At 63.1% G+C, this 24,196-nt stretch carries 10 protein-coding genes; 4 read left to right on the forward strand and 6 right to left on the reverse strand.

Translation table 11 applies throughout. From position 1 onward, the window contains the following. Positions 1 to 86 precede the first annotated feature (86 nt). The 5 genes from MKS85_RS07000 to MKS85_RS07020 form a co-directional block, all read right to left on the reverse strand. A complete protein-coding gene (locus MKS85_RS07000) occupies positions 87 to 629 on the reverse strand; it encodes an exonuclease domain-containing protein (protein ID WP_047226403.1) in 543 nt (180 codons plus the stop codon). Positions 630 to 691: 62 nt separating this feature from the next. Beyond that, the gene (locus MKS85_RS07005) at positions 692 to 2,662 is read right to left on the reverse strand and encodes an acetyl/propionyl/methylcrotonyl-CoA carboxylase subunit alpha (protein ID WP_310662774.1); all 1,971 of its coding nucleotides are present in this window, start codon (positions 2,660 to 2,662) and stop codon (positions 692 to 694) included. Positions 2,663 to 2,743: 81 nt separating this feature from the next. Continuing rightward, positions 2,744 to 3,901, reverse strand: a complete 1,158-nt coding sequence (gene atuD / locus MKS85_RS07010) for a citronellyl-CoA dehydrogenase (protein ID WP_310662775.1) — start codon at positions 3,899 to 3,901, stop codon at positions 2,744 to 2,746. A gap of 44 nt (positions 3,902 to 3,945) precedes the next feature. Further along, complete coding sequence (atuC, locus tag MKS85_RS07015) at positions 3,946 to 5,562, reverse strand: geranyl-CoA carboxylase subunit beta (RefSeq protein WP_310662776.1); 1,617 nt, start codon at positions 5,560 to 5,562, stop codon at positions 3,946 to 3,948. Positions 5,563 to 5,605: 43 nt separating this feature from the next. Next, positions 5,606 to 7,396 (reverse strand): acyclic terpene utilization AtuA family protein, encoded by a 1,791-nt coding sequence (locus MKS85_RS07020; protein ID WP_310662777.1) that lies wholly within the window; start codon positions 7,394 to 7,396, stop codon positions 5,606 to 5,608. Positions 7,397 to 7,577: 181 nt separating this feature from the next. On the opposite strand from MKS85_RS07020, the gene MKS85_RS07025 reads away from it, so the two are divergent. The 3 genes from MKS85_RS07025 (at position 7,578) to MKS85_RS07035 (ending at position 10,191) form a co-directional block, all read left to right on the forward strand. Next, a complete protein-coding gene (locus MKS85_RS07025) occupies positions 7,578 to 8,201 on the forward strand; it encodes a TetR/AcrR family transcriptional regulator (protein ID WP_047226408.1) in 624 nt (207 codons plus the stop codon). 108 nt (positions 8,202 to 8,309) lie between these two features. Beyond that, positions 8,310 to 9,107, forward strand: a complete 798-nt coding sequence (locus MKS85_RS07030) for a PhnD/SsuA/transferrin family substrate-binding protein (RefSeq protein WP_310662778.1) — start codon at positions 8,310 to 8,312, stop codon at positions 9,105 to 9,107. Positions 9,108 to 9,177: 70 nt separating this feature from the next. Beyond that, a complete protein-coding gene (locus MKS85_RS07035; RefSeq protein WP_310662779.1) occupies positions 9,178 to 10,191 on the forward strand; it encodes a GNAT family N-acetyltransferase in 1,014 nt (337 codons plus the stop codon). A 136-nt stretch (positions 10,192 to 10,327) separates the two neighbouring features. On the opposite strand, the gene MKS85_RS07040 is transcribed toward MKS85_RS07035, so the two are convergent. Continuing rightward, positions 10,328 to 10,876: an RNA polymerase factor sigma-70 gene (locus tag MKS85_RS07040; RefSeq protein ID WP_025212663.1), complete on the reverse strand. Its 549-nt coding sequence runs from the start codon at positions 10,874 to 10,876 to the stop codon at positions 10,328 to 10,330. Between the two features lie 325 nt (positions 10,877 to 11,201). Here MKS85_RS07040 and MKS85_RS07045 point away from each other — a divergent pair, with 325 nt between their 5' ends. Next, positions 11,202 to 24,188 carry a non-ribosomal peptide synthetase gene (locus MKS85_RS07045; protein ID WP_310662780.1) on the forward strand — a complete coding sequence of 4,329 codons (12,987 nt, stop codon included), beginning with the start codon at positions 11,202 to 11,204 and terminating at the stop codon, positions 24,186 to 24,188. Positions 24,189 to 24,196: the final 8 nt, after the last annotated feature.

Here is a 24,196-nt window from a genome sequence, read left to right on the forward strand (position 1 = left end):
CTCGAAAAAAGGGGCTGGAAAAGGCCGGCCAGTATGCACAAGGCTTCAACGTTCGTCATCTGCCGCGCCGCAGTCTTGGCTCGCGTTCAGCCTGGGAGTACCAGGGGTAATAACCGCGCTGTATTGCGCGCATCTTCCAGGGCCCGGTGTTGTTGACCGCAGAATTGCAGGCCGGCCAGTTGCAGCGCCCCGTTGAGCCCCAGGGGGCGCTCCAGTCGGCGGGCTTTGGCGAAGCGCTGCTTGAGGTTCATGTGCGGCACCTGGCCGAGAAAACTGTGCAACCGCTGATGCTGCCATTCCTGAAGCAATTGCTTGCGGTCGTAATCGCCCCAACTGACCCAGCTCTCCAGGTTTGCGTGATACTGCGCCAGCCAGCGTTCGAACGCCGGCCAGACCTCGGTCAAAGGCGCGGCGCTGTCGATATTGGCCTGGGTGATATGGGTCAGCTCGCGACAGAAAGGTGTGAGCAAGGGACGCCTCAACGGCTTTACGAACCGCTGGAAGTGGTCCAGCTCGCGGCCATCCCGATTCACCAGCGTGGCGCCGATTTCGATAATTTCCATTTCGGTTACCGGCCAGCCACCTTCATCGGTGGTGGCCTCCAGATCAATCACCAGCCAGTGAGGCATCGCAAGGTTCCCGGTATCGGCGTGCTGATGGGTTTGAGCGTAGTCAAACCCTGCGCATCCGCCTAGTGCGCTGTTTCAACCTGCAATAATAACTGGCGGTTTTTCACCTGATCGCCTGGCTTGACGTGTAAGGTCCTGACCACTCCATCAATACCTGCCTTGAGTGGGTGCTCCATTTTCATCGCTTCGAGCACCATCAGTAGCTGTCCCTGGCGTACTGCCGTCCCTTCGCTGACCAGTACTTCGACGATAGCGCCGTCCATTGGCGCCTTGAGGGAGCCATCGCTGACGCTGGCCCTGGCGGCGACGGGGGCCTGGGTCCGATCCTGTAAATGCAGGCCGCCTGGGCGAGTGAACAGCCACAGGTCATTACCATCGAGGTGCCAGGCATGGCGTTGGCGAATACCGTCGATCATCAGCGTTGCGCCGCACTGATCAGCTTCGAGCAACTTCAACTCGATCACTCGCTCGGCTATCTGGATATGCAGCGTGCCGCCGGTTGCGGCTGTCAGGGTCAGGGACCAGTCGTGCTCGCCCAGGCCAATGCGATAGCGCCGCACCGCGCCGCTATTGTTGCTCCATCCTCCCAGGCCGGGCGCATGACGTGCATGCATGGCCTGATAGAACAAGGCTGCGGCGATGGCGAGCTGCTCAGCCGAGGGGGCGTGGATCTGCAGGGCGGGATGATCGGCGAGGTGTTGCTGGATGAAACCGGTGCCGAAATCTCCATCAATGAATTGTGGATGAGCCAGCAACCCCGCCAGCAAGCGCTGATTGGCCTGTACACCCAGGAGCACGCAGTCCTCCACGGCTCGCAGCAATTTGCGTCGGGCCTCTTCACGGGTAGCGCCGTGGGCGATGACTTTGCCCAGCATCGGGTCGTAGAACGGGCTGATGGTCTGGCCTTCAAGCAAACCATGGTCGATTCGTACACCGTCGCCGATAGGGGGTTCCCAACTGAGCAAATGGCCGGTTTGCGGCAGAAAGTTCGCAGCCGGGTCTTCGGCATACAACCGCACCTCCATGGCGTGACCACTGAACCGGACCTGGTCCTGGCGCAGGGGCAGTGGCAGGCCGGCGGCCACATCCAGTTGCCAGGCCACCAGGTCCAGTCCGGTGATCAGCTCGGTGACCGGATGTTCGACCTGTAGGCGCGTATTCATCTCCAGAAAGTAAAAACCGCCGTCCGGGGCGAGCAAAAACTCCACGGTCCCGGCACCCACATAATTGACCGCGCGGCCAGCCTTGAGCGCGGCGTCACCCATGGCCTGGCGCAGATCGGCGGTCATGACCGGGCAGGGCGCTTCTTCAATGATTTTCTGGTGGCGTCGCTGGATCGAGCAGTCCCTTTCGCCCAAATGGAGCAGATTGCCGTGATGGTCAGCGAAAATCTGGATTTCCACATGCCGTGGATTGATCAGAGCCTGTTCGAGGATCAACTCATCGTTGCCAAAACCATGCAACGCCTCGGAGCGCGCGGTGCGTAACTGTTCCAGCAGGTCTTCAGCCCGCCAAACCAGGCGCATGCCTCGGCCTCCACCGCCGGCGCTGGCCTTGATCATCAACGGATAGCCGATGCGTTCGGCTTCACGGCACAAGGTGTCGTCGTCCTGATCGGTGCCTTCGTAACCGGCGATGCACGGTACGCCGGCGGCGATCATGGCGACTTTCGAACGGCGTTTGCTGCCCATCAGGTCGATGGCGTCGGGGCTGGGGCCAATGAACACGATACCGGCCTCTGCGCAGGCCTTGGCGAATCCGGCGTTTTCCGAGAGAAAACCGTAGCCAGGGTGGATGGCGTCGGCGCCAGTACGCCGGGCCGCATCGAGAATGGCCGGCTGATTGAGGTAGGACTGCGGCACCGGTGCTGCGCCGATGAGTACTGCTTCATCGGCCATGCGCACGTGCAGCGCGTCGGCGTCGGCCTCGCTGAACACCGCCACGGTGCGATAGCCCAGGGCCTGGGCGGTACGCTGGATCCGGCAGGCGATTTCACCGCGGTTGGCGATGAGGATCTTGCTGAAGGCGGGCATGGTGGTCATTCCTGGGTTTTTCGGTGGCAGTCAGGGCCTCATCGCGAGCAGGCTCGCTCCCACAATGGAGAGTGAGCACAGTCATTTTTTCTTGCCCGGTAAAATGCCCATGAGTTTGCAGATGATGCCCAGCATGATCTCGTCCGCACCGGCGCCGATGGACACCAGTCGCACGTCGCGATACGCCCGCGCCACCGGGTTGTCCCACATGAAACCCATGCCGCCCCAGTATTGCAGGCAACTGTCGGTGACTTCCCGGGCCAGGCGCCCGGCCTTGAGCTTGGCCATGGACGCCAGCCGCGTCACATCCTGGCCGTTGATGTACTGCTCGGTGGCCTGGTAGACCAGCGCCCGCAGGCATTCGATCTCGCTGGCCAGTTCCGCCAGGCGAAAGTGGATCACCTGGTTGTCGATCAGGGCGGTGCCGAAGGTCTTGCGCTCCTTGCAGTACTCGATGGTGCTGTCGATGCAGTGCTCCAGCCCCTTGAGCATGTTCGCCGCGCCGAACAGGCGTTCCTCCTGGAACTGCAACATCTGCATCATGAACCCGGCGCCTTCCTGGCCAACGCGATTGCATTGCGGCACCCGTACGTCGTCAAAGAACACCTGGGCGGTTTCCGAACTGCGCATGCCGAGTTTGTCCAGGTGCCCGCCGAGGCTGATACCCGGGCTGTTCATCGGCACCATGATCAGTGATTTGTTGATGTGGGGCTTGTCGTCCGAAGTGTTGGCCAGCAGGCACATGAAATCGGCACTCGGTGAATTGGTGATCCACATCTTGCTGCCGTTGATGACGTAGTCATCGCCATCCTTGCGGGCCGTGGTCTTGAGCCCGGCGACATCAGAGCCGGCGCCGACTTCCGAGACGCCGATGCAACCGACCTGCTCACCGCTGATGGCCGGGCGCAAGAATGCTTCACGCAGCTCATCGGAGCCGAAACGCGCCAGGGCCGGGGTGCACATGTCGGTCTGCACGCCGATGGACATCGGCACGCCGCCACAATGAATGGTGCCGAACTCCTCGGCGGCGACGATCGAATAGCTGTAGTCCAGGCCCATGCCGCCGAACTGCTCCGGCTTGGATATACCCAGCAACCCCAGTTCACCGGCCTTGCGGAAAACCTCGTGGATGGGAAACCGTCCAGCCTTCTCCCATTCGTCGACATAGGGGTTTATCTGCTGGTCGACAAACTGGCGAACGGTGCGCCGCAGAGCTGCGTGTTCCTGGGTGAAGATCATTTTATTGTTCTCCTGTGAGCAGCGATCAAAAGTCCTTCACACGTTCAGAAACGGGCCACACCGAAACTGTTGGGTTGCAGCGGGCGAAGCTCAGCCGCGTGGCAGATGTCCAGCAGGTAGCCTAGCAACGTGCGGGTGTCGCGCGGGTCGATGAGCCCGTCATCCCACAGGTTGGCGCTGCCGTATAGCGCAGTGGACTGGCTGTCGAGTGTCTGCGCGGTGGTGTGTTCGAGCTGGTCCAGCATCTTCGGGTCGGGGGTGAGGCCATTCTTGATCTGCGTCGCCTGTGTGACGATGCGCAAAACCTTGCCGGCCTGGGCGCCGCCCATCACCGCCGTGTGGCTGTTGGGCCAGGCGAAGATGAAGCGTGGGTCCAGCCCTCGGCCGCACATGGCGTAGTTGCCGGCGCCGTAGGAACCGCCCACCACGACCGTCAGCTTCGGCACTCGGGCGTTGGCCACGGCCTGGATCATCTTCGCCCCATGCTTGATCACCCCTTGTTGTTCCGACTCGGTGCCGACCATGAAGCCGGTGGTGTTGTGCAGGAACAGCAGCGGTGTGCGGCTCTGGTCGCACAGCTGGATGAACTGCGCGGCCTTGCTCGCGCCCTTGGGCGTGATCGGGCCGTTGTTGCCGATCAGGCCACAGGCATGACCACGAATGCGCAGGTGGCCACAAATCGTCTGTTGATCGAACTCGCTTTTGAATTCGAGGAAGTCCGAACCATCGGCGATGCGGGCGACGATTTCCCGCACGTCATAGGGCTTTTTCGGGTCGTCGGGGATCAACCCCAGCAACTCATCGGCCGGGTAGAGCGGCTCTTTCCAGGTGCGTTCAGGCGGTGTCGGCCGTTGCTCGTTCCAGGGCAACAGGCTGACGATCTCCCGGGCCAGGCGTATGCCATCGGCGTCATTCTCGGCCAGGTATTCAGCGGTGCCGGCCACCTGCGCATGCATTTGCGCACCGCCCAGTTCTTCTTCCGTGGCGACTTCGCCAGTGGCGGCCTTGAGCAACGGAGGGCCGGCCAGAAACAGCCGTGCTTTGTCGCGCACCACTACTACGTAATCCGAGAGCCCCGGCTGGTAGGCCCCGCCCGCCGTGGCCGAACCATGCACCACAGTAATCTGCGGCAAGCCCATGGCGGACATCCGCGCCTGATTGGCGAAGCTGCGTGCTCCTTCGACAAAAATCTGCGCGGCATAATTGAGGTTGGCGCCGCCGCTTTCGGCCAGGGTGATGACCGGCAGTTTGTTCTCCATGGCGATCTGTTGCAGACGCAGGGTCTTGTTCAAACCGCTGGGGGAGATGGTCCCGCCCTTGATCGCGCTGTTGTTCGCCACCACCAAGACCTGAGCGCCGGAGACGTAGCCGATCCCCGCGATCAAACCACCACCGGCCTGGCTGCCGTCCTTGTCGTCATCGAGTTTGTAGCCGGCCAGGCTCGCCAGTTCCAGGAACGGCGCGCCGGGGTCCAGCAGCAGGTTCAGACGCTCGCGCGGCAGCAGTTGGCCGCGTTGCTCGAACCTGGCCTGGGCCTGGGCGGCTTTCTCCAGCACCGCCTGTTCGATCTGACGCAGGTGTGCGACGCCAGCCAGCATGGCCGCGTGGTTGCGGGCGAAGTCGGCGCTGTGTGGGTCAAGGTGCGATTCGATGACTGGCATGGGTGTTCCTTGTGCTCGAACCGAACGCCATGGCGATCGTCCTTTAATTGACCTGATCGGCGATGCTCTGTGGCACCGGTATCTGGATCTCCAGCAACTGCTGAGCGAACGCCTTGCCCTGCGGGTCGATGCGCAGGCTGGCGACACCGCCGCCGCCAAGGGCATTTTCCAGCACGAAGTTCAGGCTGTGGGTGCCCGGCAGATACCAGCGTTCGACGCGCCCCAGCAGTGGGTCGAGCGCGTGGCTCATCCAGTCAACCAACACTTGGGGCGTCAGCGCCTCGGCGATCCACGGCAAGTATTCGGGGGCGCGGGCGAGTACACCGATGTTGCTGTGGTTGCCCTTGTCGCCGGAGCGCGCCACCGCCAGTTTGACCAACGGCACGCTGGCATCAGCCCGGCCCTGGGGTTTGGGCAGGTCGGGAGCGACCGGCAAGTCGCGGGTTTTCAGCGCTTTGACGGCGGGCAGCAGGCAAGGATGACTCTGCCCGTCGAGTTCGATGTGGAGCCGGCAGGCGGATTTGTCGATCAGGAACGAGAACAGGCGAATCAACGGATACACCGTCGGGCGACCGCCCATCAGGCCGGTCAGCCCCGGCACCATGCCGGTGGCGGCCTGGGCGATTTCCCTGGAAAACAGCACCAGCGGCTGTTTGTCGGGGTGGCGCACCGCCAGTTTGATCACCACTTCACGGCTGTCCTGGCGCCGGCCGTGCTGGCCGTAAGTGGCTTCGCTGCCCAGAAGCTCGATGTTCACCTCGCTGTAGGGCGCCCAGCCGCGCGAACTGAACAGCTGCGAAGTCCTGGCGATGATCGCCTGGCTGACCCGTTCGGCCTTGGCCACCGCATCGATGCCGGCGATCAGGCACAGAGCGGTGCAGCGAAAACCATCGGCCCAGGTGGCGCAGACCTTGTATTGTTCGGTGGGCGGCAAGCCCTTGGCGCCTTGGACGCGCACCGCGTGTTTGCCTTGCTGGATCAACCTGACCTGGCTGAAGTCGCAGATCACGTCCGGCAAGAGATAGCCTTGGGGATCGCCGATTTCATAGAGCAGTTGCTCCCCGACCGTCAGCGGCGTGACCAGCCCGCCGCTGCCTTCGGCCTTGGTGACGATGAATTGGCCGTCGGCGCTGACTTCAACGATGGGAAAACCGATGTGCTCGTAATCCGGTACTTCCCGCCAGTCGGTGAAATTACCGCCCGTGCATTGGGCCCCGCACTCAATGAGGTGCCCGGCCAATGCGGCCTGGGCCAGTTTGTCGTAGTCGTGCCAGGCCCAGCCAAACTCATGCACCAGGGCCGCGCTGACCACGGCGCTGTCCACCACTCGGCCGGTGATCACGATGTCGGCTCCCAGACGCAAGGCCTCGACAATGCCGGGGGCACCCAGGTAAGCGTTGGTGGACACGCACACCGCCGGCAGGGGCGCGCCGCTGAACATCTCGATAATGCCCTGGCTGGCGAGCTGTTCGAATTGTGGTTGCAGGTCGTCCCCCTGCAGCACCGCGATCTTCAAGGGCACGCCGGCCTTGTCGCAGGCCGCTTGCAGAGCGGCGGCGCAGGCCTGGGGGTTGACCCCGCCGGCATTGCTGATGACGCGGATCTTGCGTTCATGCAAACGAGCAAGCAGCGGTGAGAGCACTTCGATGAAGTCCGTGGCATAGCCGCCCCGAGGGTCTTTCATGCGCGCCCCGGCCATGATCGACATCGTGACCTCGGCCAGGTAATCGAACACCAGGTAGTCCAGTTCGGCGCCTTCGACCAGTTGCGCCGCAGCGGTACAGGTGTCGCCCCAGAAGGCGCTGGCACAACCGATACGTATCGTTTTTGGCATGGTGCTCCCTCCGGCCGACGTCGCCCGAGACTACCAAGCAAGCGCTTGGTTTGTAAACGACCGCCGGTTCTTCGATCCAAGCGCTTGCTTGGGTGCCCCGGCCAGCTTAAATTGCCCGCGCCACCTCGTCGGTTCCGCAAGCGTGGCCCGACGTTGATCGATCGACTGTAGGAGAGAATGGGTGGATGAGCAAAAAGCCCTGAACGTGATGCGTGAGCTGGTCGATAACGGGCAACTGACCGATCCTGACAGCGCTCGCGGCAAACTGCTCCAGACCGCCGCCCATCTGTTTCGCAACAAAGGGTTCGAGCGCACCACGGTGCGCGACCTGGCGAGCGCGGTGGGCATCCAGTCGGGCAGCATCTTTCATCACTTCAAAAGCAAGGACGAGATCCTGCGGGCGGTGATGGAAGAGACCATTCGCTACAACACGGCGTTGATGCGCGCGGCGCTGGCCGAGGCCGATAGTGTGCGCGAGCGGGTCCTGGCGCTGATTCGCTGCGAGTTGCAATCAATCATGGGCGGCAGCGGCGAGGCGATGGCGGTCCTGGTCTACGAATGGCGTTCGTTGTCTGAGCAAGGTCAAAGACAGGTGCTGGCTTTGCGTGATATTTATGAGGCCCTGTGGCTTGAGGTTCTTGGGCAGGCCAAGGACGCGGGGTATATTCGGGGCGACGTGTTCATCACCCGTCGTTTCCTGACCGGCGCCCTGTCCTGGACCACCACCTGGTTTCGCGCCGAGGGCAGCCTGAGTCTTGATGAGTTGGCCGAGCAAGCCTTGATTCTGGTGCTTGAAGAAAAATAAAAAGAGGCAGCAATGCCGCTGAGTGGTCGCCTTGCGTGCCCTGCGTAATGTGCATTGAGATGCCTGGTTGGATTCACTGATGATTAACTTTCTGGGGAGTGAGCTGTCTTGACGTTTTCAACGAAGGGGATAGCCTCGCGCGTCTTGCTGGCTGCGTTTATTGCAGTGTTCGCGTTGCCGGTCACGGCGGCGCAACTGGTCCGGATTGGCGCAGCGCATTTTCCGCCCTACACGATACGCCCCGAAACTGGCGCGGATACCGGTTTGCTGCCGCAGTTGGTCGAGGCCTTGAACCGGTCCCAAAGCGACTATCAATTCGTGCTGGTTCCGACGTCGATTCCGCGCCGCTTCAATGATTTCAAGCAGGGCCGGGTCGACATGGCCATTTTCGAGAACCCGGACTGGGGCTGGAAGGATGTGCCTCATACTGCGGTAGACATGGGTCTGGAAGATGCGGAAATCTTCGTTGCCCAGCGTCAGCCGGATCGTCAGCAAGACTATTTCTCTGATCTGAGGGGCAAGCGCCTGGCGCTGTTCAGCGGTTACCACTACGCCTTTGCCGAATTCAACGCCGACCCCAAGTTCCTGACCGGCCAATACAACGCCACGCTGACGTATTCCCATGACAGCAACCTGCTGATGGTCTTGCGCGGGCGTGCGGACATTGCGCTGGTCACCCGTTCGTACCTCATCGACTACGTGCTGCGCAATCCTGACGTAGACCCTCAATTGCTGATATCCGAACGTATCGATCAGATTTACCACCATTACGCGCTGATCCGCCCCCAGGCGCCGATCTCTGGCGAAGCGTTCGAGCGGCTGCTGCAAAAGCTGCGGGACGACGGGCAGATGCTGGCGATTTTCAAGCCCTACCAGATACAGCTGGTGCCAGCGCACGATCATTGAACGGGGCACTAAATTTCCCTGCCTGGCTCACGTCACACGTTGACTACCGACGACTACGTGAGCCCCGCCCATGTCCAATCTCAAGCACCCGACGACGCTGCCTTTACCCGGCGGTCGCCGTCTCGGCGCCGATGAAACCGAACGCCACCTGAGCCTGATGCTTGAGGGCGCGCCGCTGATCCGGCTGCGCCTGGAGCGTGGTACCGAGCTGCATGTGTATTTGCAGGAAATCAACGATCGGCCCGTAGGCCCGGCGCTTTGGGCGGCCTGCTATTGGCTGTTCGCCCGCGATCCTGAATGCCGACGCCTGACTTGGCATCTGCCCGAGCGCCCCGGTGAAGCCTTGCTCAGCGGACTGCTGACGCCCGGCGAGTGTGCCGACGAATTCATCTGCGAGCGCACGATGTTCTGGCAACTGCCGCAACCCTGGCTGGGGGAGTCGTTCAACGGCAGCTATCCGCAACAAATGATCATCACCGATGGCAAGCGTCATCCGCGCCGGCCCATGAAGCCGCGAGGCGAGGTGTATCGGCGCTTCGATGCGCGCCTGGGAGCCTGGGTGTCGTTGCGCACCCTGGAAATCGAACAGGACCTGACGCGCTTCAACCGCTGGCAGAACAGTCCTCGGGTGGCGAGTTTCTGGCAGGAGGAGGGCAGCCTGGAACAACATCGCGAGTATCTGAGCACACTGCAGCGCGATCCCCGGGTGCTGACCTTGATCGGTTGTTTCGACGACCAGCCTTTCGCCTACTTCGAAGCCTATTGGGCCAAGGAGGATCGGATCGCGCCGTTCTATGACGTGCACAATTATGATCGCGGCATTCACATGTTGGTGGGCGAGGAGCAACACCGCGGCCCGCACAAGGTGGCGAGCTGGCTGTCGGCGCTGGTGCATTACCTGTTTCTCGACGACCCGCGCACCGAGCGGGTGGTGGCCGAACCTCGAGCCGACAACGCCCGGATGATCGGTCATCTGCACAACCAGTGTTTCCACTGTGAAAAGGAATTCGATTTCCCCCACAAGCGCGCGGCGCTGATGATTCTGGGGCGTGAGCGGTTTTTTGATCGGTGTGGGTTGAGGTGAGGTTGTAAGCCCCTAGGGCTCCATCGCGAGCAGGCTCGCTCCCACAGGGATTGCGCACAGCACAGACTTTGTGAGTGCGCAGATCCATTGTGGGAGCGAGCCTGCTCGCGATAAGGCCCGAAAAATCAGTGCAAAATCACCGCCGGGCAAAGGTATCCCCACGCACTCCCGACACCTTGCGGCAATGCACCAGGGCGTCGCGGATCATGAAGTTCACCAGGGTCGGCGAGACCCCCAGCTCCTTGGCGATATCCTTCTGTGGCACACCGTGCAGGCGGTACATCTCGAAGGCATAGCGGGTGCGGCTGGGCAGTTCGGTGAGCGCGTCGGCGATGTGCTCCAGCGTCGAGAAATTGATGTGTGACGTTTCTGGCGAAGCCCCCTGGATCACCACATTCAACCCTTCCTCTTCCGGCCCCGAGTATTTCTGTTCCAGCGCCTGCTTGCGGTAATGGTCGATCGCCAGGTTGCGCACGATCTGAAACAGGTAACTGAGCTGAGCCTTGAAGGACGAGGTGATCTGGGGCGCCGATTGCAGCCGGAAAAACGCATCCTGCACCACGTCTTCTGCCCGGGACCGGCAACCGGTGATTCGGGCTGCGATCTTGACCAGGATCATCCGGTTATCCACGAATGCCTGAAGTAACGGTGAGTCGCACCTGCTTGTGGATACTTGTTCCGTCATGGAATTCACCTTGTTGCAAAAAGTTAGCAGGACGAGGGATCTGTCCGACTCGTCCTGCATATCGAGCGACAAATTAGGCTGAATGATAATGATTGTCAATTGAGAAGAAGAATTATTGATGCTGATAAGTCCAGCGTGAGAACTGCGACCCGTTGCCGCGGTGTTCTGCTTTCCGGCGGGTCTGGATCAAGAGGCCGCTGACTAATTATTTGCCGGCGGTATCCGTTCTCAGGGATGAAGGTTTCGGGCGGCAGTCCCGATGCCGAACCGCATTCCGCAGGCCACCAGATACCACTCGCAAGCCGAATTTCAGGCAGGAAACCTCATGACCGACGCGTTCGAACTCCCCAGCACCCTGGCTCATGCCCTTCAGCGCCGCGCCGCGTTGTCGCCGGACCGTGTGGCCTTGCGCTTCCTTGCCGACGATCCGGAGCAAAGTGTTGTACTGAGTTATCGCGACCTGGACCTGCGTGCCCGGACCATCGCCGCCGCCTTGCAGGCCGAGGCGGCGTTTGGTGACCGTGCGGTTTTGCTGTTTCCCAGTGGCCCGGACTACGTCGCGGCGTTTTTTGGCTGTCTGTACGCGGGTGTGATCGCGGTGCCGGCCTATCCGCCGGAGTCCGCCCGTCGCCACCACCAGGAACGCCTGCTGTCGATCATTGCCGATGCCGAGCCGCGCCTGTTGCTCACCCGCAGCGATCTGCGCGAGCCGCTGCAAGCCATCGAGTCGGCTCCGCCCGTGCTGTGCGTCGATACCCTTGACCCGGCCCGCGCCGGGAAATGGCTGCAACCGAATCTGCAGGAACATGACATCGCTTTCCTGCAATACACCTCCGGCTCCACCGCATTACCCAAGGGGGTACAGGTCAGCCATGGCAACCTGGTGGCCAACGAATTATTGATCCGCCACGGCTTCGGCATCGATCTGAACCCTGATGACGTGATCGTCAGCTGGCTACCGCTGTACCACGACATGGGCCTGATCGGCGGCCTGTTGCAGCCGGTTTTCAGCGGCGTGCCCTGCGTGCTGATGTCGCCCGCGTACTTCCTAGCCCGGCCGTTGCGCTGGTTGGAGGCGATCAGCGAATACGGCGGCACCATCAGCGGCGGCCCGGACTTCGCCTATCGGCTGTGCAGCGAGCGGGTCAGTGAATCAGCCCTCAAGCGCCTCGACCTGAGCGGCTGGCGCGTGGCTTATTCAGGCTCCGAGCCGATCCGTCTCGACAGCCTGGAACGCTTTGCCGAGAAATTCGCGCCGTGCGGCTTCACGCCGGACAGTTTCATGGCGTCCTATGGCCTGGCCGAAGCCACCTTGTTCGTCGCGGGCACACCGCGCAGTCAAGGCATCCCGTCGTTGCAAATGGACGACACGGCACTGGCGCACCATCGTGCCGAGCCAGGGCAGGGCAGTACGGTGATGAGTTGCGGCGTGAGCCAGCCCGGGCATGCGGTGCTGATCGTCGAGCCCAACACCTTGCAGCCGCTGACCGACAACCGGGTCGGCGAAGTCTGGGCCTGCGGGCCGAGCATTGCGCATGGCTACTGGCGAAACCCTGAGGCCAGCGCCAAGACATTCGTCCAGTACGATGGCCGCACCTGGCTGCGCACCGGCGACTTGGGTTTCCTGCGTGAGGGTGAGCTGTTCATTACCGGCCGCCTGAAGGACCTGATGATCGTGCGCGGTCATAACCTCTATCCCCAGGACATCGAGCAAACCATCGAGCGGGAAGTGGAAGTCGTGCGCAAGGGTCGGGTGGCGGCGTTCGCGGTCGACGATGGCGGCGAGGAAGGCATCGGTATCGCGGCGGAAATCGGCCGCAGCGTGCAGAAGATCCTGCCACCCCAAGCGTTGATCAAAGCCATTCGCCAGGCGGTGGCCGAAGCCTGTCAGCAAGCGCCGAGTGTGGTGGTGTTGCTCAATCCGGGCGCGTTGCCCAAGACCTCCAGCGGCAAGTTGCAACGCTCGGCGTGCCGGACCCGATGGGCCGACGGCAGTCTCGACAGCTATGCGCAGTTCCCTTCAGTCGAGGTTGAAGCAAGCCCTGACGCCCGCTCGTCATCGCCGTTGCAAACATTGATCGGCCAAGTCTGGTGCGAGCAGTTGCAGATTGAACAAGTCCATGGCGACGATCATTTCTTCCTGTTGGGCGGTAACTCCATCGCCGCCACTCAAGTGGTCGCACGGCTGCAAGAGCGGCTAGGGCTGGCGCTGAATCTGCGCTTGTTGTTCGAAGCGCCGACCCTCGCAGCGTTCACGGCAGCGGTGGCGAATCAGCAACTGGAAGGGGGCGAGGCCCAAGGCGTGATCAGCCCGTTGCCGCGCCACGAAGCGTTGCCGCAATCCCTTGCCCAGAATCGGTTGTGGATCACCTGGCAACTGGATCCGGCGAGCAGCGCCTACACCATCCCCGGCGGCTTGCACCTGCGCGGTGAGTTGGACGAAGACGCACTAAGGGCCAGTTTCCAGCAACTGCTCGAACGCCACGAAGCCCTGCGCACACGATTTCTGGAGCGCGAGGGTGTCGCCCTGCAACAGGTCGATCCGGCCGGTGAGTTCAAGCTGCGCGTGATCGACCTCAGCGACCTGCCCGCCGACCAGCGCGAAGCCCAGGCGCGGCAGATGCGTGACGATGAAGCGGCGCTGCGGTTCGATTTGCAGAAGGGCCCACTGTGGCGGGTCACCTTGTTGCGTCTCGATGAGGGTGACCACCAATTGTTGGTCACGCTGCACCACATCATCGCCGACGGCTGGTCGATGAGCGTACTGATCGATGAGTTTGCCCGGTTGTACGCTGCTGCATGCCAGGGGCAGGTCGCCGCGCTGGCGCCGTTGCCGTTGCAGTACGCCGACTACGGCAGTTGGCAGCGCCAGTGGTTGGCTCAAGGGGAGGCCGAGCGGCAACTGACGTACTGGAAACAGCAACTGGGCGACGAACATCCGACCCTGACCCTAAGCACGGACCATCCCCGCAGCGCACAACGCCAGCGCAGCGCCGCCCGCCATAGCCTGCGCCTGGACAAAGGCCTCGGCGATGCCTTGCGCCAAGTGGCCCAGGCCCACGATGCAACCCCGTTCATGCTGTTGCTGGCGGCCTTCCAGGCGCTGTTACAGCGTTACACCGGCCAGTCCGACATCCGCATCGGCGTGCCCAACGCCAACCGTCCACGCCTGGAGACCCAGGGGCTGATCGGCTTTTTCATCAATACCCAGGTGCTGCGCGGGCAGGTCGATTCGCGCCAGCCGTTTGCCGCACTGTTGGCCCAGGCCCGGGAGGCCACGCTCGGTGCCCAGGCCCATCAGGACCTGCCGTTCGAACAACTGCTCGAAGCGTTCCCCCAGGCGCGCGAGCAAGGTCTGTTCCAGGTGATGTTCAACCATCAACAGCGAGACCTGAGCGCCTTGCGTCGTTTGCCGGGGCTGTTGGCCGAGGAGTTGCCGTGGCACAGCCACGAAGCCAAGTTCGACCTGCAACTGCACAGCGAAGAGGATCGCAACGGCCGGCTGACGCTGTCGTTCGACTACGCCGACGAGCTGTTCGAGGCGCCGACCATTGCGCGGTTGGCGATGCATTACTGCAACCTGTTGCACGCGGTCTGTGCCGATCCGCAGCAGGCCATCGGCGATGTGCCGTTATTGAGCGCCGATGAATACACCCAACAGCAGCAGTGGGGCGCGGCCCCGTGCGCGCCGGCCCGCCAATGGCTACCGGAGCTGTTGAACGAGCAGGCCCGGCGCACGCCGCAACGCACTGCGCTGCTGTGGGACGATGGCTGCCTGGATTACGCCGAGCTGCACACCCAGGCCAATCGCCTGGCCCATTACCTGCGCGACAAAGGCGTCGGTCCGGACGTGTGCGTGGCGATTGCCGCCGAGCGTTCGCCGCAGTTGCTCATCGGTGTCCTGGCGATCCTCAAGGCCGGCGGCGCCTACGTGCCGCTGGATGCCGATTACCCGGCCGAGCGTTTGGCCTACATGCTCAAGGACAGCGGCGTCGATCTGCTGCTGACGCAAACTGCATTGCTTGAACGCTTGCCCCTCTGCGAGGGCGTCAGCGTCATCGCCATGGATGCCTTGCACCTGGAGCAATGGCCGAGCAACCCGCCGGGCTTGCACCTGGATGGCGATCACCTGGCCTACGTGATTTACACGTCCGGCTCCACCGGCCAACCCAAAGGCGTCGGCAACACCCATGGCGCCCTGGCCGAGCGACTGCAATGGATGCAGGACACTTACGGGCTGGACGAAACCGATGTGTTGATGCAAAAGGCGCCGATCAGTTTCGACGTGTCGGTGTGGGAGTGTTTCTGGCCGCTGATCACCGGTTGCCAACTGGTGCTGGCCGGCCCTGGCGAACACCGTGACCCGCACCGCATCGCGCAGTTGGTCCAACAATTTGGCGTGACCACGCTGCACTTCGTGCCGCCGCTGCTCAGCCTGTTTATCGACGAGCCCCTGAGCGCCCGCTGCACCAGCCTGCGCCGGGTCTTCTGTGGCGGTGAGGCCTTGCCGGCCGAACTGCGCAACCGCGTGCTGGCGCAGCTGCCGTCGGCGCAATTGCACAACCGTTATGGCCCGACCGAAACCGCCATCAACGTCACCCACTGGCATTGCAGCGTCGCCGACGGCGAGCGCTCGCCCATCGGCCGGCCGCTGAGCAATGTGGTGTGCCGCGTGCTCGACAGTGAACTCAACCCCGTGCCCGCCGGTGTGCCGGGTGAATTGTGTATCGGCGGCCTGGGGCTGGCTCGGGGTTACCTCGGGCGTCCGGGTTTGAGCGCCGAGCGCTTTATCGCCGACCCGCTGGGCGTGGCGGGCACGCGGTTGTATCGCAGCGGTGACCGGGTGCGCTGGAGCGCCGATGGCGTGATCGAATACCTTGGCCGTCTCGACCAACAGGTCAAGCTGCGCGGCTTCAGGGTCGAACCACAGGAAATCGAAGCGCGGCTGCTGGCCCAGGACGGCGTGGCCCAAGTGGCGGTGCTGGTACGCGAGACCTCGGCCGGCCCGCAACTGATCGGCTATTACACCGCTTGCGATGTCGGGCAAGATCAGGACCTCCAAAACGCCCGACTCAACGCCGCCCTGGCCGCCGAACTGCCGGACTACATGGTGCCCGCGCAATTGCTGCGCCTGGACGCCATGCCCCTGAGCCCCAGCGGCAAACTCGACCGTCGTGCCTTGCCCGAACCGCACTGGCAAGTACGTGAACACGTCGAGCCGGTCAGTGCCCTCGAGCAGCAGGTCGCTGGCATTTGGCGCGACGTGCTGGGGCTCGACCGCATCGGTCTGCGGGACGACTTTTTTGCACTGGGCGGTCATTCGCTGCTGGCGACCCAGATCATTTCCCGCACCCGCCAGGCCTGCGATATCGAGCTGCCGTTGCGCACCTTGTTCGAGGCCAGCGAGTTGGGTGCGTTCGCCGAACAGGTGCGCTTGATAAAGGCCAGCGGCCAGACCAACCGGCAACCGCCGATCGAGAAGGTCGATCGCAGCCAACCGGTGCCGTTGTCTTATTCCCAGCAGCGCATGTGGTTCCTCTGGCAAATGGAGCCCGACAGCCCGGCCTACAACGTCGGCGGCATGGCGCGGTTGCGCGGGGTGCTGGATGTCGGGCGTTTCGAGGCGGCGTTGCAGGCGTTGGTCCTGCGCCATGAAACCCTGCGCACCACTTTCCCCAGCGTCGATGGCGTGCCCCGGCAACAGGTGCACGCCAACACCGGCCTGCGCATGGACTGGCAAGATTTCTCGACGTTGGCCGTCGATATTCGCCAACAGCGGGTGCAGCAACTGGCCGACAGCGAAGCCCACAAACCCTTCGACCTGGAAACCGGGCCATTGCTGCGGGTCTGTCTGGTCAAGACCGCCGAGCAGGAACATTACCTGGTGCTGACCCTGCACCACATCGTCACCGAAGGCTGGGCAATGGATATTTTTGCCCGGGAACTGAGTGCGCTGTACGAAGCCTTTATCGACGACCGTGAATCGCCACTGGAACCCTTGCCGGTGCAGTACCTGGACTACAGCGTCTGGCAGCGCCAGTGGCTGGAGTCTGGCGAGCGTCAACGGCAACTGGACTACTGGACCACACAACTGGGTCGCGAACACCCGTTGCTCGAATTGCCGGGCGACCGTCCGCGTCCGCTGGTGCAAAGCCATTGCGGTGAATTGTTCCGATTCGACCTCAGTGATGATCTCGCCTCCCGAGTCCGCGCCTTCAACGCGCAACAGGGCTTAACCCTGTTCATGACCATGACCGCCGCCCTGGCCGTGCTGCTTTATCGCTACAGCGGCCAGACCGACCTGCGCATCGGCGCGCCGGTGGCCAACCGCATCCGTCCGGAAAGCGAAGGGCTGATCGGTGCGTTCCTCAATACCCAGGTACTGCGCTGCCAGCTCGATGGGCAAATGTCGGTGGCTGAGTTGTTCGAGCAAGTGCGTCAGACGGTGATCGAAGGCCAGTCCCATCAGGATTTGCCGTTCGATCATCTGGTCGAAGCCCTGCAACCACCGCGCAGTGCCGCGTACAACCCGCTGTTCCAGGTGATGTGCAACGTGCAGCGCTGGGAGTTTCAGCAGAGCCGCACGCTGGCCGGGATGAGCGTCGAATACCTGGCCAACGACGCCCGGGCCACCAAGTTCGACCTGAATCTGGAAGTCACCGACCTGGACCATCGCCTGGGTTGTTGCCTGACCTACAGCACCGACCTGTTCGACGAACCGCGCATCGCCCGCATGGCCGGACACTGGCGCAATCTGCTGGAGGCACTGCTGGCCGGTCCGACCCAGCGGCTAAGCGAATTGCCGTTGCTCGATGCCCGCGAGCAGCAACAGATGCTCGACAGCCTCGGCGTCGAACCCGGCGAACACCGCCTGGATCAATGCATCCATCAACTGTTCAGCGAACAGGCCCTGGCGCGCCCCGACGCACCGGCCCTGACCTTTGCCGGGCAGACCCTGACTTACGCCGAACTCGAACGCCGTGCCAACCGCCTGGCCTGGATGCTGCGCGAGCGCGGCGTCGGGCCGCAGGTGCGGGTGGGCCTGGCCCTGGAACGGTCGCTGGAGATGGTCGTTGGCCTGTTGGCGATCCTCAAGGCCGGCGGCGCCTACGTGCCGCTGGACCCGGAATACCCGCTGGACCGTTTGCATTACATGATCCAAGACAGTGGTCTCGGTCTGCTGCTCAGCGACCGGGCGATGTTCCAGGCCCTGGGCCCATTGCCGGCCGGTGTAGAGGGCTGGTGCCTGGAGGACGATAGCCCGGCCCTGGCCGGCTACCCGGACCAGGCACCGCCGCTGATCAACCTGCCGCAGCATCAGGCCTACCTGATCTACACCTCAGGTTCCACTGGCAAGCCCAAGGGCGTGGTGGTGTCCCACGGTGAAATCGCCATGCACTGCCAGGCGGTGATCCAGCGTTTCGGCATGCGCCCGGACGATTGCGAGCTGCATTTCTATTCCATCAACTTCGACGCCGCCACCGAGCGCCTGCTGGTGCCGCTGCTCAGCGGTGCCCAGGTGGTGCTGCGCGCACAAGGGCAGTGGGACGCCGAACAGATCTGCGGGCTGATTCGCGAACAGCGCATCAACATCCTCGGCTTCACCCCCAGCTACGGCAGCCAGTTGGCGCAATGGCTGGCGACCCAGGGACAAACCCTGCCGGTGCGCATGTGCATCACCGGTGGCGAAGCCCTGACCGGCGAGCATTTGCAACGCATCCGGGCGGCGTTCAAGCCGCGCCTGTTCTTCAACGCCTATGGCCCGACCGAAACCGTGGTCATGCCACTGGCGAGTCTGGCCCCTGAGCAACTGGAAGAGGGCGCGGCGAGTGTGCCGATTGGCAGCGTGGTCGGCGCGCGGGTGGCCTATATCCTCGATGCCGACCTGGCCCTGGTGCCCCAAGGCGCTACCGGGGAGTTGTACGTCGGCGGCGCGGGATTGGCCCAGGGCTATCACCAGCGTCCGGGCATGACCGCCGAACGCTTCGTCGCCGATCCGTTTGCCGCCGATGGTGGACGGCTGTACCGCACCGGTGACCTGGTGCGCCAGCGCGTCGATGGTCAGGTGGAGTATTTGGGGCGGATCGACCATCAGGTGAAGATCCGCGGTTTCCGCATCGAACTGGGGGAAATCGAAAGCCGCCTGCTGGAACATGACGCCGTGCGCGAGGCGGTGGTATTGGCGCTCGATATGCCAGGCGGCAAGCAACTGGCCGGCTACCTAGTGACCGACGTCGTTGAACAGGACACCGAGCAACAAGCGGCCCTGCGCGAAGCGCTGAAAAATCACCTCAAGGCCCAACTGCCGGACTACATGGTGCCCACCCACCTGATCCTGCTGGCGAGCATGCCGCTGACCGCCAATGGCAAGCTCGACCGGCGTGCCTTGCCAATGCCGGATCCTGAGCTCAATCGCCAACATTACCTGGCACCGAGCAGTGCCCTGGAGCAGGCCCTGGCGGCGATCTGGTGCGAGGTACTGAACGTGAAGCAGGTCGGCCTGAACGACAACTTCTTCGAACTGGGCGGCGACTCGATCCTGTCCATCCAGGTCGTCAGCCGTGCCCGGCAACAGGGCATTCACTTCACGCCCCGCGACCTGTTCCAGCACCAGACCGTGCAGGCCCTGGCCTGTGTTGCCAGCCACAGTCAGTCAGTGAGCGCTGAGCAGGGGCTGCTCGCCGGTGAGTCGGCGCTGACGCCGATCCAGCATTGGTTCTTCGATAGCAGGATTGCCAACCGTCACCACTGGAACCAGGCGTTGTTGCTGGAGCCGGCCATCACCCTGCAACCCTCCGTGCTGGAACAGGCATTGCGCAGCGTTTTCCAACAGCACGATGCGTTGCGCCTGGGCTTTGCCGACATGGCCGGGCATTGGCGCGCCGAGCACCGACCATTGTCCGAAGCGGCGCTGTTGCGGCAGGTGGACGTGGAGAGTGAGCAGGCCTGTGAAACGGTGTTTGCCCAGACGCAGCGCAGCCTGAATCTGTCGAGCGGGCCTTTGCTGCGCGCGGTGCTGGCGCAGTTGCCCGATGGCCGCCAACGTCTGCTGATCGTGATCCATCACCTGGTCGTTGATGGTGTGTCGTGGCGGGTGTTGATGGATGACTTGCAAACGCTCTACCGCCAGATCAGCGCCGGGCAAACCGCAGACCTGCCGGCCAAGACCAGCCCGTTCCGGGATTGGGCCGCGCGCTTGCAGGCCTACGCCGGCAGCGAGTCGCTGCGCGAGGAACTGGGTTGGTGGCAAGCGCGGTTGAGCGGCCCGGATGTGGCGCTGCCCTGCGCCCATCCTGACGGCGGGCTTGAGGAACGTCACGCCGAAACCGTCAGCGTGCGCCTGGACGCCGAGCGCACCGGGCAACTGTTGCAACAGGCACCGCGGGCCTACCGCACCCAGGTCAACGACTTGCTGCTCACCGCCCTGGCCCGGGTGCTGTGTCGCTGGAGCGGCCACGAATCGGCGCTGATCCAGCTCGAAGGGCACGGCCGTGAGGCGCTGTTCGATGACATCGACCTGACCCGTACGGTGGGTTGGTTCACCAGCGTTTATCCGCTGCGCCTGAGCCCGGCGGGTGACGACTTCGGCACCTCGATCAAGGCCATCAAGGAACAACTGCGCGCGGTGCCTCACAGGGGCCTCGGTTACGGCGTGCTGCGCTACCTGGCTGACGCCGCGACGCGCCAGGCGATGGCCGGCCTGCCGCACGCGGCGATCACCTTCAACTACCTGGGGCAGCTCGATCAGACCCTGGGCCACGACGCGCTGTTCCAGCCGCTGGACGCTGCGTTGGGGGCGATCCACGACCCCGATGCGCCGCTGCCCAACGAGCTGAGTGTCGACAGTCAGGTCAGCGGCGGCGAGCTGGTGCTGCGCTGGACGTTCAGCGCTGAGCGGCACGACCGCCAGGCCATCGCTGCGCTGGCCGATGCCTACCTCGATGAGCTGCAGGGCCTGATCGAACATTGCCTGACGGACGCGGCGGGCGGCCTGACGCCCTCGGACTTCCCCCTGGCGAAACTGACCCAGGCCCAACTCGACAGCCTGCCGGTGCCGGCCGCGCAGATCGAAGATGTCTACCCGCTGACGCCGATGCAGGAGGGCATGCTGCTGCACACATTGCTGGAGCCAGGCACGGGCCTGTACTACATGCAGGACCGCTACCGCATCAACAGCGAACTGGATCGGCAACGTTTCGCTCAAGCCTGGCAAGCCGTGATCGCTCGTCATGAAGCCTTGCGCGCGTCGTTCTGCTGGAATGTCGGCGAAGAAATGCTGCAAATCATCCACAAGCCTGGCAGCACGCCAGTGGATTATCTGGACTGGTGTGAAGTGCCCGAGGATCAGCAGGACGCCAAACTCCAGGCGTTGCTCAAGCACGAGCGCGAGGCCGGTTTCGATCTGTTGAACCAGGCGCCGTTCCACTTGCGCCTGATCCGGGTTGGCGCGGCGCGTTACTGGTTCATGATGAGCAACCACCACATCCTGATCGATGCCTGGTGCCGTTCGTTGCTGATGGAGGATTTCTTCGAGATCTACACCGCCCTTGGCGAACACCGCGAACCGCGACTGGCCGAGCCGCCGCGTTATCGCGATTACATCGGCTGGTTACAACACCAGAGTCTGGCCGAGGCGCGGCAATGGTGGACGCGCAACCTGCAAGGTTTCGAACGGACCACGCCGATCCCCACCGACCGGCCGTTGCTGCGTGAACACGCCGGTGACAGCGGCGGCATGATTGTCGGCGACTGCTACACCCGTCTCGATGTCCACGACGGTGCCCGGTTGCGCGAACTGGCCCAGGCTCATCAACTGACGGTCAACACCTTCGCTCAGGCCGCGTGGGCGCTGGTGCTGCGGCGGGTGAGCGGCGATCGGGACGTGCTGTTCGGCGTCACCGTGGCCGGACGCCCGGTGGAACTGCCGCAAATGCAACGCACCGTCGGCCTGTTCATCAACAGCATCGTCTTGCGCGTGCGGATGCCCGACGATCATCAGCGTTGCAGTGTGCGCCAATGGCTCAGTGAGTTGCTCGACAGCAACATGCAACTGCGCGAGTACGAATACCTGCCATTGGTGAGCATCCAGGAAGTCAGCGAACTGCCCAAGGGCCAACCGTTGTTTGACAGTCTGTTCGTGTTTGAGAACGCGCCGGTGGAAGTTTCGGTGTTGGATCGCGCCCAAAGCCTCAACGCCACCTCTGACTCGGGCCGCACCCACACCAACTTCCCGCTCACGGCGGTCTGCTACCCGGGGGATGACTTGGGGTTGCATCTGTCCTACGACCAGCGTTACTTCGATGAATCCACTGTCCAGGGCTTGCTGGGTGAGTTCAAGCGCTTGCTGCTGGCACTGATGGAAGGTTTTCACGGTGACATGGCCGAGCTGCCGCTGATTGGCGCCCAGGAGCAGGACTTCCTGATCGAAGGCTGCAACCAGAGCGAGCGTGCCTATGCGTTGGAGCAAAGTTACGTCGAGCTGTTCGAGGCCCGGGTCGCGGCCCATCCGCAACGGGTGGCCGCCACCTGCCTGGACAGGACGTACAGCTACGCCGAGTTGAATGCACGGAGCAACCGCCTCGGCCATGCCTTGATCGCGTCGGGCGTGGGCCTCGATCAACCGGTGGCGTTGCTGGCCGAGCGCGACCTGGACCTGCTCGGCATGATCATCGGCAGCTTCAAGGCCGGTGCCGGTTACCTGCCGCTGGACCCGGGCCTGCCAAGTCAGCGTCTGAGCCGCATCCTTGAGCTGAGCCGCACGCCGCTGCTGGTCTGCACCCAGGCCTGTCATGCCCAGGCGCTGGCGCTGCTGGACGAGTTCGCCTGTTCCGGGCGGCCGAAGTTGCTGGTGTGGGAAAGCGTCCAGGCCAGCGATGTTTCGCAGCAAAACCCTGGCATCTACAGCGGCCCGGACAGCCTGGCGTACGTGATCTACACCTCGGGCTCCACCGGGTTGCCCAAAGGCGTCATGGTGGAACAACGCGGCATGCTCAACAACCAGCTCAGCAAAGTGCCGTACCTGGCCTTGAGCGAGACTGACGTGATTGCCCAGACCGCCTCCCAGAGTTTCGACATTTCCGTGTGGCAGTTCCTCGCCGCGCCGTTGTTCGGCGCCCGGGTGGACATCGTGCCCAACGTTATCGCCCACGACCCGCAAGGGCTGCTCGAGCATGTGCAACGCCAGGCCATCACGGTGCTGGAAAGCGTGCCGTCACTGATCCAGGGCATGCTCGCCCAGGAACGCATCGGCCTGGACGGCCTGCGCTGGATGCTGCCCACTGGTGAAGCGATGCCGCCGGAGCTGGCCCATCAATGGTTGTTGCGTTACCCGGACATTGGCCTGGTAAACGCCTATGGCCCGGCGGAATGCTCCGATGACGTGGCGTTCTTCCGGGTCGACATGGCCTCGACCCGTGGCAGCTACCTGCCGATTGGTACGCCCACCGACAACAACCGTTTGTACTTGCTTGATGGTGCGCTGGACCTGGTGCCGCTGGGTGCGGTGGGCGAGTTGTGCGTGGCAGGCACCGGGGTAGGGCGCGGTTACGTCAGTGATCCATTGCGCACTGCCCCAGTGTTTGTGCCCAACCCGTTTGGGGCGCCAGGGGAGCGCTTGTACCGCACTGGTGACCTGGCGCGGCGGCGTCGCGATGGCGTGCTGGAGTACGTCGGACGCATCGATCATCAGGTAAAGATTCGTGGTTACCGCATCGAACTGGGGGAAATCGAAGCGCGCTTGCATGAACAGCCCGAGGTGCGCGATGGCGCGGTGGGGGTGCAGGAAGGCGCCAACGGCAAGCATCTGGTGGGCTATCTGGTCGCCGCCGATTCGGCATTGAAGCCGACCGAACGCCTGGAACGCATCAAGCAGCGTCTGCGCGCCGAACTGCCGGAGTACATGGTACCGCTGCACTGGCTGTGGCTTGAGCGCTTGCCCCTCAACGCCAACGGCAAACTCGACCGCAACGCCTTGCCGGCCCTGGAAATCGGCCAGTTGCACAGCCAGGATTACCAGGCGCCAGGCAATGAGCTGGAGCAGACCCTGGCGGACATCTGGGCCCAGGTGCTCAAGGTCGAGCGGGTGGGGGTGCGAGACAATTTCTTCGAACTGGGCGGCCACTCGTTGCTGGCGACGCAAATCGCCTCGCGGGTACAAAAAGCCCTGCAACGCAATGTGCCGCTGCGGGCGATGTTCGAGTGCAGCACGGTGCAGGAACTGGCCGAATACATCGATGGGCTGGCGGCCAGTGAAATTACCGAGGAGAAGGTGGATCGGTTGAATGATTTGATGGCGCAATTGGAAGGATTGTAGTTCTGCGG

This window comes from Pseudomonas sp. JL2 (assembly GCF_031570495.1).
Lineage (GTDB): Bacteria > Pseudomonadota > Gammaproteobacteria > Pseudomonadales > Pseudomonadaceae > Aquipseudomonas > Aquipseudomonas rhizophila.

What these genes read in the sequence shown, in the direction of transcription:
- MKS85_RS07035 (WP_310662779.1), top strand. Translation starts at nt 9,178, where the DNA reads ATGTCCAATCTCAAGCACCCGACGACGCTGCCTTTACCCGGCGGTCGC.
- MKS85_RS07045 (WP_310662780.1), top strand. Translation starts at nt 11,202, where the DNA reads ATGACCGACGCGTTCGAACTCCCCAGCACCCTGGCTCATGCCCTTCAG.
- atuC (WP_310662776.1), bottom strand. Translation starts at nt 5,562, where the DNA reads ATGCCAGTCATCGAATCGCACCTTGACCCACACAGCGCCGACTTCGCC.
- MKS85_RS07000 (WP_047226403.1), bottom strand. Translation starts at nt 629, where the DNA reads ATGCCTCACTGGCTGGTGATTGATCTGGAGGCCACCACCGATGAAGGT.
- MKS85_RS07020 (WP_310662777.1), bottom strand. Translation starts at nt 7,396, where the DNA reads ATGCCAAAAACGATACGTATCGGTTGTGCCAGCGCCTTCTGGGGCGAC.
- atuD (WP_310662775.1), bottom strand. Translation starts at nt 3,901, where the DNA reads ATGATCTTCACCCAGGAACACGCAGCTCTGCGGCGCACCGTTCGCCAG.
- MKS85_RS07005 (WP_310662774.1), bottom strand. Translation starts at nt 2,662, where the DNA reads ATGCCCGCCTTCAGCAAGATCCTCATCGCCAACCGCGGTGAAATCGCC.
- MKS85_RS07040 (WP_025212663.1), bottom strand. Translation starts at nt 10,876, where the DNA reads ATGACGGAACAAGTATCCACAAGCAGGTGCGACTCACCGTTACTTCAG.